Source organism: Pseudomonas sp. CMR5c (assembly GCF_003850545.1).
Taxonomy (GTDB): domain Bacteria; phylum Pseudomonadota; class Gammaproteobacteria; order Pseudomonadales; family Pseudomonadaceae; genus Aquipseudomonas; species Aquipseudomonas piscis.
Genome location: NZ_CP027705.1, coordinates 5,775,190 through 5,787,296 on the forward strand (window position 1 = coordinate 5,775,190; position 12,107 = coordinate 5,787,296).

Consider the following 12,107-nt stretch of genomic DNA (forward strand, 5'->3'; position numbering starts at 1 on the left):
CGCTAGCGCGTCACTGGGGCGGCCGGTTGCTTGCCGAGGGGAATCTTCGGCGCCCAGGTCAGCCATTCATCCTCGAACTGATCGAACAGCGGGAAAGTCTGCTCGGGCCGCGCCGGGTTGCCCATGCGCTCGCCCTCCGGGGTGGCGAAGGCGATACCGCCCTGGATCAGGGTCTCCAGGGATTCCGTACGCACGGTCGCGCCCTTGAACAGGCCGAAATCCACGCCAAAGCCGCTGCTGTTCCAGAAGCGCGTGCCACCGCGTACCAGTGGCGCGTACTTGGGCTCGATAAGAATGTGGATCAGGACCCGATCGGCCGTTTGCCCCAGTTCGTAGCCAGTGACCTTGCCCACCGTTATCTCGCGGTAGGTCACGGGTACGCCGATCTTCAGCGATCCACGCCGGGCAGCGCTCAGCACCAGGCTCAGGCCAGGCTCCTGGACACTGGCCTGTGGTGGCTGTGGCAGGGCCACGAAGCTGGTTTGCGCGCCGAGGTTTTTCTCCGGTGGCTGGACTTCGATGTACTGGCCGGTGACCAGGGTCTCCAGGTTCGAGGTCTTCATCAAACCCAACTCGGGCTTGACCACCCAGAACTGGCTACCGACCCGGGCAATACGCTCAGGCACCTCGGTGATGCGCGCCTTGAGCATCACCGACTGCATATCGGGGCTGAGGGTGACTTGCTCGAGCTTGCCCACATCCAGGCCCTTGAAGCGCACCGGGGTGCCGGCACGCAGGCCATCGGCGCGATCGACCTTGATCTGCACCACAATGCCGCGCTGCGCCGCCTCTTCCTGGTTGGCGAACAGGCGGAACCGTGGGATACGCTTTTTCAGCGGTACATCGGGTATTGGCGTATCGAAAGCGATGCCGCCGGCCATCAAGCTTTGCAACGACTCGCTCTTGATCTGGATGCCACCGGTCAAACCACCCGTGAGGGTGATGCCGCTGACATTCCAGAAACGGGTCGAACCGTTGACCAGTTTCTCGTACTCCTTCTCGATGTGGACGCCGATCACCAGCTGCTTGCGGGTATGGGAGAACTGGTAGCTCTGTACGGCCCCGACCTTGACCTGTTTGTAGAGGATCGGGCTGCCGACCTCCAGGGAGCCGAGATTGTCGGTGAACAGCACCATGTGCAGGCCCGGTGTGCGCAGGTCCAGCGGTGGCGCCTTGGCCCGAGCCTCGAATTCACGCTGCGGCGCGGCGCCCTTGTCGCCCGGGCGAACGGCGATGTAGTTGCCCTTGAGCAGGGCCTCCAGCCCGGTGATGCCCGCCAGGGTGATGGATGGCTTGACGGTCCAGAACTGGGTGCCCTGTACCAGATAGTCTTCGGCCAGCGGGTCGAGGGTCAATTCGGCGGTGGCGCTGGTCAGGTCGGCATCGACTTTCAGGGCTTTCAGGCTGCCGACCTGGATGCCCTTGTACATCACTGGCGTATGCCCGGCCTGCAAGCCTTCGAAATCGCTGAGCTTGACCTTGACCCGGATACCGGCCTGGGCGGCGTCGAAGTCTTCGTAGAGGCGAAACGGCAGGCTCGGGTCAGTCGGCGGGCTGTCCTTGCGATTCTCCGGAGTGGCGAAGGCAATACCACCGGCGACGATGCTGGCCAGGGATTCGCTGCGGATCTTCAGCCCGCTCAGGTTGGCGTCGACACTGATGCCGCTGGCGTTCCAGAAACGCGTGTGCTTGCGCACCAGGCTGGCATAGGTCGGCTCGATGTAGACCTTGAGTTCAACGGTGCTCTGGTCTTCGGAGAGCAGGTAGCTCTTGATCTGGCCGACCTGGATCTGTTTGTAGAACACCGGACTGCCACGGGTCAGCGAGCCCAGGCGCTCGGCCTTGATGGTCAGGTGCAGGCCGGGCTTGGCATCGGACAGGGGCGGCTCCTCGACCAGTGCGGTGAACTTGCGGGTCGGTTCTCCACCTTCTCCCGGGCTGACGGCGATGTAGTTGCCCGAGACCAGGGTTTCCAGGCCGGTGATACCGGCCAGGCTGACGCTAGGCTTGACCAGCCAGAATCGCGTGTTGGTCTTCAGGTACTGCTCGACATCCTTGCTCATCTCGACGGTGGCGACCACGCCCTTGGAGCTGCCCTCGTCATCCAGTTCCAGAGACTTGACCTTGCCCACGGGCATGCCTTTGTAGAACACCTCGGTCTTGTTGGCCTGGACGCCTTCGCCGCTTTCAAAGCGTAGCTGGATCAGGATCCCGGTCTCGCTGTAGGCGCGCCAGCCCAGCCAGCCACCAATGACCAGGGCAATCAGGGGTAGCACCCAGATGGCCGACCAATTGGAAGCCGGTCGGGTTTTGGCAGTAGGCAAATCACTCATGGTCGTCGTCCGACTCCGTGTTGTCCCAGATCAGTCGGGGATCGAAGGTTATCGCAGCCATCATGGTGAGGATCACCACGCTGGCAAAGGCGACCGCACCGAGGTTGGCTTCGATGCTGGCCAGCCGGCCAAAGTTGACCACCGCCACCAGGATGGCGATGACGAAGATATCCAGCATCGACCAGCGGCCGATGAATTCGATGAAGCGATACATGACGATCCGCTGCCTAGCCGACAACGGTTGGTGGCGTTGCACCGAGAACAGCAGCAAGGCGATACCCACCAGCTTGAAGGTCGGCACCAGGATGCTGGCGACGAATACCACCGTGGCGATGGGAATCATGCCGTGCTGCACCAATTGGATGACACCCGACATGATGGTGCTGGGGCTGCCTTGGCCCAGGGCGCTGACCGTCATGATCGGCAGGACGTTGGCCGGGATATAGAGGATGGCCGCAGTGATCAGCAATGCCCAGGTCCGCAGGATGCTGTTGGGACGACGGGCATGGACCTTGGCTCCACAACGTGTGCAGGACTGGCTGTGACTGTCGGCCTGCTGCCGGTTCAACTCATGGCATTCGGTACAAATCAGGATGCCCGCATCAATCGCCCGCATGCACGTCTTCTCCGGATAACGCCTGCCAGACCTGGTGTGGCGACATCACCACTTCCAGCCAGACCTGGATCAACAGCAACGCGATAAAGCACACCAGGCCCAGGCCCACGGTAATGGACGCCATGTCGGCCAACTTGACGATGGCTACCAGCACCCCCATGAGGTAGACCTCGAGCATGCCCCAGTCGCGCAGGTGGTGATAAATACGATAGAGCAACAGACCGTAGCTTCGACCGATGCACCAGTGAATGCTCAACAGGACCAGCAGTTGGCAGATCAGCTTCAACAACGGGATGCCCATGCTGCAGAGGAACACCACCACTGCCACGCCTTGCATGCCCGTGTCGAACAGCCCTAGAACTCCACTCCAGACCGTATCGTTGGAAGACTGCCCCATGAGATCGAGCTGCATGATGGGCAGGAAATTGGCCGGCACATAGAGCAGCAAGGCGGCGATCACCAGGGCCAGGCTGCGTTGGACGACGTTGTGCCGGTGGGCATACAACTCGTAACCGCAACGCGGGCATTGGGCTTTTTCGCCATGGGCGAGTGTTGGCTTGCGCATCAGCAAGTCGCACTCATGGCAGGCGACCAAATCATCCAGCGGCAATTCCGACACCCCGGGGGTATCAACCGGATCCAGCATAGAGGGCTCGGGAATTGAGAAAAATAGCCACTATTCTAGTGTTCCGATTCGAAAATAACTGTGCAAATTTGTCCTCGAATCGGAATGTTTTTCGTCCGCGCAAAGACAAAACCCCAACTGCTTTCGCAATTGGGGTTTCGGAATTTAATCTTGACGATGACCTACTCTCACATGGGGAAACCCCACACTACCATCGGCGATGCATCGTTTCACTGCTGAGTTCGGGATGGGATCAGGTGGTTCCAATGCTCTATGGTCGTCAAGAAATTCTGTAGCTGAGCCGTTGTTTGGGCAACGTTCCAGCGAATGGGTATGCAATAGGTTTGTGTGTCAAACTTTCGGTTGGTCATCTTCACACACCGCAATCTGGTCTCTATCGAGTTCGCAAATTGCTTGGGTGTTATATGGTCAAGCCTCACGGGCAATTAGTATTGGTTAGCTCAACGCCTCACAGCGCTTACACACCCAACCTATCAACGTCGTAGTCTTCGACGGCCCTTTAGGGGATTCAAGATCCCAGTGAGATCTCATCTTGAGGCAAGTTTCCCGCTTAGATGCTTTCAGCGGTTATCTTTTCCGAACATAGCTACCCGGCAATGCCACTGGCGTGACAACCGGAACACCAGAGGTTCGTCCACTCCGGTCCTCTCGTACTAGGAGCAGCCCCTCTCAAATCTCAAACGTCCACGGCAGATAGGGACCGAACTGTCTCACGACGTTCTAAACCCAGCTCGCGTACCACTTTAAATGGCGAACAGCCATACCCTTGGGACCGGCTTCAGCCCCAGGATGTGATGAGCCGACATCGAGGTGCCAAACACCGCCGTCGATATGAACTCTTGGGCGGTATCAGCCTGTTATCCCCGGAGTACCTTTTATCCGTTGAGCGATGGCCCTTCCATACAGAACCACCGGATCACTAAGACCTACTTTCGTACCTGCTCGACGTGTTTGTCTCGCAGTCAAGCGCGCTTTTGCCTTTATACTCTGCGACCGATTTCCGACCGGTCTGAGCGCACCTTCGTACTCCTCCGTTACTCTTTAGGAGGAGACCGCCCCAGTCAAACTACCCACCATACACTGTCCTCGATCCGGATAACGGACCTGAGTTAGAACCTCAAGGTTGCCAGGGTGGTATTTCAAGGATGGCTCCATGAGAACTGGCGTCCCCACTTCAAAGCCTCCCACCTATCCTACACAAGCAAGCTCAAAGTCCAGTGCAAAGCTATAGTAAAGGTTCACGGGGTCTTTCCGTCTAGCCGCGGATACACTGCATCTTCACAGCGATTTCAATTTCACTGAGTCTCGGGTGGAGACAGCGCCGCCATCGTTACGCCATTCGTGCAGGTCGGAACTTACCCGACAAGGAATTTCGCTACCTTAGGACCGTTATAGTTACGGCCGCCGTTTACCGGGGCTTCGATCAAGAGCTTCGCTTGCGCTAACCCCATCAATTAACCTTCCGGCACCGGGCAGGCGTCACACCCTATACGTCCACTTTCGTGTTTGCAGAGTGCTGTGTTTTTAATAAACAGTCGCAGCGGCCTGGTATCTTCGACCGGCATGGGCTTACGGAGCAAGTCCTTCACCCTCACCGGCGCACCTTCTCCCGAAGTTACGGTGCCATTTTGCCTAGTTCCTTCACCCGAGTTCTCTCAAGCGCCTTGGTATTCTCTACCTAACCACCTGTGTCGGTTTGGGGTACGGTTCCTGGTTATCTGAAGCTTAGAAGCTTTTCTTGGAAGCATGGCATCAACCACTTCGTCACCTAAAAGGTAACTCGTCATCAGCTCTCGGCCTTGAAATCCCGGATTTTCCTAAGATTTCAGCCTACCACCTTAAACTTGGACAACCAACGCCAAGCTGGCCTAGCCTTCTCCGTCCCTCCATCGCAATAACCAGAAGTACAGGAATATTAACCTGTTTTCCATCGACTACGCTTTTCAGCCTCGCCTTAGGGACCGACTAACCCTGCGTCGATTAACGTTGCGCAGGAAACCTTGGTCTTTCGGCGTGCGAGTTTTTCACTCGCATTGTCGTTACTCATGTCAGCATTCGCACTTCTGATACCTCCAGCAAGCTTCTCAACTCACCTTCACAGGCTTACAGAACGCTCCTCTACCGCATCACTTACGTGATACCCGTAGCTTCGGTGTATGGTTTGAGCCCCGTTACATCTTCCGCGCAGGCCGACTCGACTAGTGAGCTATTACGCTTTCTTTAAAGGATGGCTGCTTCTAAGCCAACCTCCTAGCTGTCTAAGCCTTCCCACATCGTTTCCCACTTAACCATAACTTTGGGACCTTAGCTGACGGTCTGGGTTGTTTCCCTTTTCACGACGGACGTTAGCACCCGCCGTGTGTCTCCCATGCTCGGCACTTCTAGGTATTCGGAGTTTGCATCGGTTTGGTAAGTCGGGATGACCCCCTAGCCGAAACAGTGCTCTACCCCCTAGAGTGATACATGAGGCGCTACCTAAATAGCTTTCGAGGAGAACCAGCTATCTCCGAGCTTGATTAGCCTTTCACTCCGATCCACAGGTCATCCGCTAACTTTTCAACGGTAGTCGGTTCGGTCCTCCAGTCAGTGTTACCTAACCTTCAACCTGCCCATGGATAGATCGCCCGGTTTCGGGTCTATACCCAGCGACTAAACGCCCTATTAAGACTCGCTTTCGCTACGCCTCCCCTATTCGGTTAAGCTTGCCACTGAATATAAGTCGCTGACCCATTATACAAAAGGTACGCAGTCACAGAACAAAGTCTGCTCCCACTGCTTGTACGCATACGGTTTCAGGATCTATTTCACTCCCCTCTCCGGGGTTCTTTTCGCCTTTCCCTCACGGTACTAGTTCACTATCGGTCAGTCAGTAGTATTTAGCCTTGGAGGATGGTCCCCCCATATTCAGACAAGGTTTCTCGTGCCCCGTCCTACTCGATTTCACTTCTAAGATCCTTTCGCGTACAGGGCTATCACCCACTATGGCCGCACTTTCCAGAGCGTTCCGCTAAAATCAAAGAAGCTTAAGGGCTAGTCCCCGTTCGCTCGCCACTACTAAGGGAATCTCGGTTGATTTCTTTTCCTCAGGGTACTTAGATGTTTCAGTTCCCCTGGTTCGCCTCTTGCACCTATGTATTCAGTGCAAGATAACCATCTTATGATGGTTGGGTTCCCCCATTCAGAGATCTCCGGATCAAAGTCTGTTTGCCGACTCCCCGAAGCTTATCGCAGGCTACCACGTCTTTCATCGCCTCTGACTGCCAAGGCATCCACCGTATGCGCTTCTTCACTTGACCATATAACCCCAAGCAATCTGGTTATACTGTGAAGACGACATTCGCCGAAAGTTTGAATTCACAAACTTTACCTTAGCCTGATCCACTACCAGTGAAGTAGTGTTCAGTCTATCTTTCTATCACATACCCAAATTTTTAAAGAACGATCTAATCAAAAGACTAGAAATCAACATTCGATTTGAATGCTCATTTCTAAGCTTTCAGAAGCAGTTTATGGTGGAGCCAAGCGGGATCGAACCGCTGACCTCCTGCGTGCAAGGCAGGCGCTCTCCCAGCTGAGCTATGGCCCCATAACAAAATTGGTGGGTCTGGGCAGATTCGAACTGCCGACCTCACCCTTATCAGGGGTGCGCTCTAACCAACTGAGCTACAGACCCAATTTCGAGCTTGTAACTGTTAGCTTGGAGCTATCAGCTTGGAGCTTAAAGCTGCTTCTATCGTCTTCTTCAATGAATCAAGCAATTCGTGTGGGAGCTTATGAAGCAGCTGATGTCGTCGATTAAGGAGGTGATCCAGCCGCAGGTTCCCCTACGGCTACCTTGTTACGACTTCACCCCAGTCATGAATCACACCGTGGTAACCGTCCTCCCGAAGGTTAGACTAGCTACTTCTGGTGCAACCCACTCCCATGGTGTGACGGGCGGTGTGTACAAGGCCCGGGAACGTATTCACCGCGACATTCTGATTCGCGATTACTAGCGATTCCGACTTCACGCAGTCGAGTTGCAGACTGCGATCCGGACTACGATCGGTTTTGTGGGATTAGCTCCACCTCGCGGCTTGGCAACCCTCTGTACCGACCATTGTAGCACGTGTGTAGCCCAGGCCGTAAGGGCCATGATGACTTGACGTCATCCCCACCTTCCTCCGGTTTGTCACCGGCAGTCTCCTTAGAGTGCCCACCATAACGTGCTGGTAACTAAGGACAAGGGTTGCGCTCGTTACGGGACTTAACCCAACATCTCACGACACGAGCTGACGACAGCCATGCAGCACCTGTGTCAGAGTTCCCGAAGGCACCAATCCATCTCTGGAAAGTTCTCTGCATGTCAAGGCCTGGTAAGGTTCTTCGCGTTGCTTCGAATTAAACCACATGCTCCACCGCTTGTGCGGGCCCCCGTCAATTCATTTGAGTTTTAACCTTGCGGCCGTACTCCCCAGGCGGTCAACTTAATGCGTTAGCTGCGCCACTAAAGTCTCAAGGACCCCAACGGCTAGTTGACATCGTTTACGGCGTGGACTACCAGGGTATCTAATCCTGTTTGCTCCCCACGCTTTCGCACCTCAGTGTCAGTATCAGTCCAGGTGGTCGCCTTCGCCACTGGTGTTCCTTCCTATATCTACGCATTTCACCGCTACACAGGAAATTCCACCACCCTCTACCATACTCTAGCTTGCCAGTTTTGGATGCAGTTCCCAGGTTGAGCCCGGGGCTTTCACATCCAACTTAACAAACCACCTACGCGCGCTTTACGCCCAGTAATTCCGATTAACGCTTGCACCCTCTGTATTACCGCGGCTGCTGGCACAGAGTTAGCCGGTGCTTATTCTGTCGGTAACGTCAAAACAGCAAGATATTAGCTTACTGCCCTTCCTCCCAACTTAAAGTGCTTTACAATCCGAAGACCTTCTTCACACACGCGGCATGGCTGGATCAGGCTTTCGCCCATTGTCCAATATTCCCCACTGCTGCCTCCCGTAGGAGTCTGGACCGTGTCTCAGTTCCAGTGTGACTGATCATCCTCTCAGACCAGTTACGGATCGTCGCCTTGGTGAGCCATTACCTCACCAACTAGCTAATCCGACCTAGGCTCATCTGATAGCGCAAGGCCCGAAGGTCCCCTGCTTTCTCCCGTAGGACGTATGCGGTATTAGCGTCCCTTTCGAAACGTTATCCCCCACTACCAGGCAGATTCCTAGGCATTACTCACCCGTCCGCCGCTAAATCCGTGAGCAAGCTCACTTCATCCGCTCGACTTGCATGTGTTAGGCCTGCCGCCAGCGTTCAATCTGAGCCATGATCAAACTCTTCAGTTCAATACTGCTTGGGTTTTTAAGAAACCCTAAACTTGGCTCAGCAATCTCAAATGACTATGTGATTTCTCGCATGGTCACTCGTGATGCTGATAATCTTTTTGACTATCAGTCTGACTACACAAGCACCCACACGAATTGCTTGATTCAGTTGTTAAAGAGCGGTTGGTTAAGATCTTTCGTCTCAACCGAGGCGCGCATTCTACAGCAGCCTCATTTGCTGTCAAGTGATTTTTTTAAGAAGTTTTCAAAGTTTCCTTTGCAACTTCAACCACTTGCGCTTTCGATCTCTCGTTAGCGGGAGGCGAATTCTACAGCGTTACACGCTGCTGTCAACACCTCTTTTTAACCGCTTTCGATCGAGAGGATCGAAACGCTAACAAGGCTACTTTCGCTGCCTTATCAGCTCCTTTCGGACTTCGATGAACTGAAGCGTGACCGCTGCCGAAATCTTCGTAACTCGTTGAATTTCAAGGAGTTTTCCGTTTCGACTGCGCCGGAAGTGGGGCGAATTATAGACCTGTAGAATCTGCCGTCAAGCACTAATTACACTTTTCTTGCAGAAGATGCTTTTCCAATCATAAGCCGAGGAATACGGCGAGCCACGAAGGGCAGGCGCAGCACCATTAATACTGCCCCCAAAGACGCGTAGATGGCCCATTCCTTCAAATCGGCCCTGACGATCCACAACATATGCAGCAACCCAAGCCCAAGAATGAAATAGACCAAGCGATGCAACTTCTTCCAGCGAGCCCCCAACCGTCGTTGGCTGTAGCGATTGGATGTTACCGCCAACGACAGCAGAAGGATGAACCCCAAACTACCGACAAGGATATAAGGCCGCTTGCGCAGCTCCACGCCAAGTTGCGACCAGTCCAACCCCAGTATGAAAACGCCATAGGCAGTCAAATGCAGCGCCACATAAGCAAAGCACCATAATCCCAACTGCCGTCGCACAGCGATCCAACCCGACCAGCCTGTCAGCTTCTGCAGCGGCGTCATGCTCAACGTGAGTAACAGAAACACCAGGGCTCCCAATCCCAGCCGATCGACCAGGACCTTGCCCGGGTCGGGCCCCAACAGCGAAGCCCAAGCCTCATACAACCAATACATGGGCCATATCGCGCCTGCAATGAATACACCGATGCGCCAGAGCGAATGACGCATCAGTAATCCTTCCTCAGATCCATCCCGCTATATAAAGAGGCGACCTCTTCCCCATAGCCATTGAACATCTGGGTCTCGCGGACATTCGGACTGAACAGCCCACTGGGAAGGCGTCGCTCCCGCGCCTGGGTCCAACGGGGATGGTCGACCGTCGGATTCACATTTGCATAAAAGCCGTATTCGTTGGCGGCGATACTCTGCCAGGTCGTCTTGGGCTGCTCACTGACCAAACTGATACGCACGATGGATTTCACGCTCTTGAAGCCATACTTCCAGGGCACGACCAACCGCAGCGGTGCGCCGTTCTGGTTCGGCAACTCCCGCCCATACATTCCCACCGCCAGGATCGCCAACGGGTTCATCGCCTCATCGAGCCGCAGTCCTTCGACATAAGGCCAATCAATCAAGGCGAACCCGGAGCGCTGCCCCGGCATATGTTCGGGATCACGCAAGGTTTCAAAGCGAATGAACTTGGCCTTGCTGGTGGGCTCGACCTGCTTGAGCAACGCAGAAACGGGAAAGCCGATCCAGGGGATCACCATCGACCAGGCCTCGACACAACGCAGTCGATAGATACGCTCCTCCAACTGGTAAGGCTTGATGAAGTCCTCGAGCGCGTAACGACCCGGCTTGGCTACCTCACCATCCACTACCACACTCCACGGCTCAGTCTTCAGAGCTCCGGCATTGGCGGCGGGATCACCTTTATCAGTGCCGAATTCGTAGAAGTTGTTGTAGTGGGTCGCATCCTTGAAGGGAGTGATCGCCTCCCCCTGGGCAACCACCGCTTGCCAGCGAGTGGCCGGCAATTTCTCCGTGAACCAGGAAGGAGCCTGCCCCGGGTCGACATCGGCATAGCGCACCGCCTCGTCCGCCCTGCCCCAACGAGGCAACGCAGCCGCGGCGAGACCTGCAACGGTGCCACCCAACAGGGCGCGCCGCGACAGGTAGAAGGATTCGGGAGTGATATCCGACGCTTTGCAATCGGAAGACTTGGGGAACTTGAGCAGCATGACAACTCCGCAGTATTGGAGGACAGATGCACCAATAGACTGCGGAGTATGGGGGAAATTACATCACTCGATGTGATTGCGGCGACGAAGATGCAACAGGTACTGGATCGGACCGGAAGCCGCATAGGCCAGGAACACCAGCAACAGTACCCGGGGCGGATCGCTGAACACCACCGCGAAGACCAGGACCACCGCCAGGATGGCCACGAACGGCACCCGGCCCTTGAGGTCGAGATCCTTGAAGCTGTTGTACTTGATGTTGCTGACCATCAGCATGCCGGCAGCCGCCACCATCAGGGCCACCAGGAACGACATCTTCGACCCCTGGATACCATAGTCACTGAAGGCCCAGACGATACCTGCCACCACACCCGCAGCCGCCGGACTGGCCAGGCCAATGAAGTAACGCTTGTCGGCCGTCCCCACTTGAGTATTGAAACGTGCCAGGCGCAATGCGGCACCGGCTACATAAATGAAGGCGACCATCCAGCCAACCTTGCCCATGTCGCCCAGCGCCCAGCCGAAGGCCAGCAACGCCGGGGCAACGCCGAACGCCACCATGTCCGACAAGGAATCGTACTCGGCACCGAACGCACTCTGAGTGTTGGTCATCCGGGCTACGCGGCCATCCAGGCCATCAAGCACCATGGCAACGAAAATCGCGATGGCAGCAAAGGCAAAATACTTGCTCGCTCCGGCAGCATCCCCGGCACTCAGGGCACTCTGGGCACTCATGGAGCTGATGATGGAATAGAACCCCGCGAACAGGTTCGCAGTGGTGAACAGATTCGGCAGAAGATAGATACCACGATGCCGGACTTTACGGCCTTCAGCGTCATGTCCTTCTTCGACATGCTCATCGATCGGTAGCAGGCTTTCGGCGTCAGAGGCCTGGTTTGGCTCTTCGGGACGTTCGCTCATGGACATTACCTTGCAACGGTGTGAAAAGTTTCGACAGATACCCCGGGCCACGGTTCGGCCACAAAGGAGCCTGCTTTATAC

At 55.6% G+C, this 12,107-nt stretch carries 6 protein-coding genes, 2 tRNA genes and 3 rRNA genes; all 11 read right to left on the minus strand.

Translation table 11 applies throughout. The features are described 5' to 3' along the window. Positions 1-2: 2 nt before the first annotated feature. Positions 3-2,333, minus strand: a complete 2,331-nt coding sequence (locus C4K40_RS26645; RefSeq protein WP_053132148.1) for a PqiB family protein — start codon at positions 2,331-2,333, stop codon at positions 3-5. Beyond that, entirely contained in the window at positions 2,326-2,949 is a 624-nt protein-coding gene (locus C4K40_RS26650; RefSeq protein WP_053132151.1) for a paraquat-inducible protein A, read from the minus strand. The genes C4K40_RS26645 and C4K40_RS26650 overlap by 8 nt, the downstream gene beginning before the upstream one ends. After that, positions 2,936-3,595 carry a paraquat-inducible protein A gene (locus C4K40_RS26655; RefSeq protein ID WP_053132153.1) on the minus strand — a complete coding sequence of 220 codons (660 nt, stop codon included), beginning with the start codon at positions 3,593-3,595 and terminating at the stop codon, positions 2,936-2,938. Before C4K40_RS26655 ends, C4K40_RS26650 begins: the two co-directional genes overlap by 14 nt. 148 nt (positions 3,596-3,743) lie before the next feature. Beyond that, a 5S ribosomal RNA gene (gene rrf / locus C4K40_RS26660) occupies positions 3,744-3,859 on the minus strand. A 140-nt stretch (positions 3,860-3,999) separates the two neighbouring features. Beyond that, positions 4,000-6,891 (minus strand): 23S ribosomal RNA (locus tag C4K40_RS26665). Positions 6,892-7,105: 214 nt separating this feature from the next. Continuing rightward, positions 7,106-7,181: transfer RNA gene (locus tag C4K40_RS26670), tRNA-Ala, on the minus strand. Positions 7,182-7,191: 10 nt separating this feature from the next. Next, a tRNA-Ile gene (locus C4K40_RS26675) sits at positions 7,192-7,268 on the minus strand. 123 nt (positions 7,269-7,391) lie between these two features. Beyond that, positions 7,392-8,928, minus strand: a 16S ribosomal RNA gene (locus tag C4K40_RS26680). Together the 16S, 23S and 5S rRNA genes with 2 tRNA genes alongside form the textbook arrangement of a ribosomal RNA operon. A 543-nt stretch (positions 8,929-9,471) precedes the next feature. Continuing rightward, entirely contained in the window at positions 9,472-10,092 is a 621-nt protein-coding gene (gene msrQ / locus C4K40_RS26690; RefSeq protein ID WP_053138718.1) for a protein-methionine-sulfoxide reductase heme-binding subunit MsrQ, read from the minus strand. Further along, entirely contained in the window at positions 10,092-11,105 is a 1,014-nt protein-coding gene (msrP, locus tag C4K40_RS26695) for a protein-methionine-sulfoxide reductase catalytic subunit MsrP (protein WP_022640999.1), read from the minus strand. Before msrP ends, msrQ begins: the two co-directional genes overlap by 1 nt. Positions 11,106-11,168: 63 nt before the next feature. After that, a complete protein-coding gene (gene pssA, locus C4K40_RS26700) occupies positions 11,169-12,026 on the minus strand; it encodes a CDP-diacylglycerol--serine O-phosphatidyltransferase (RefSeq protein WP_053138721.1) in 858 nt (285 codons plus the stop codon). Positions 12,027-12,107: the final 81 nt, after the last annotated feature.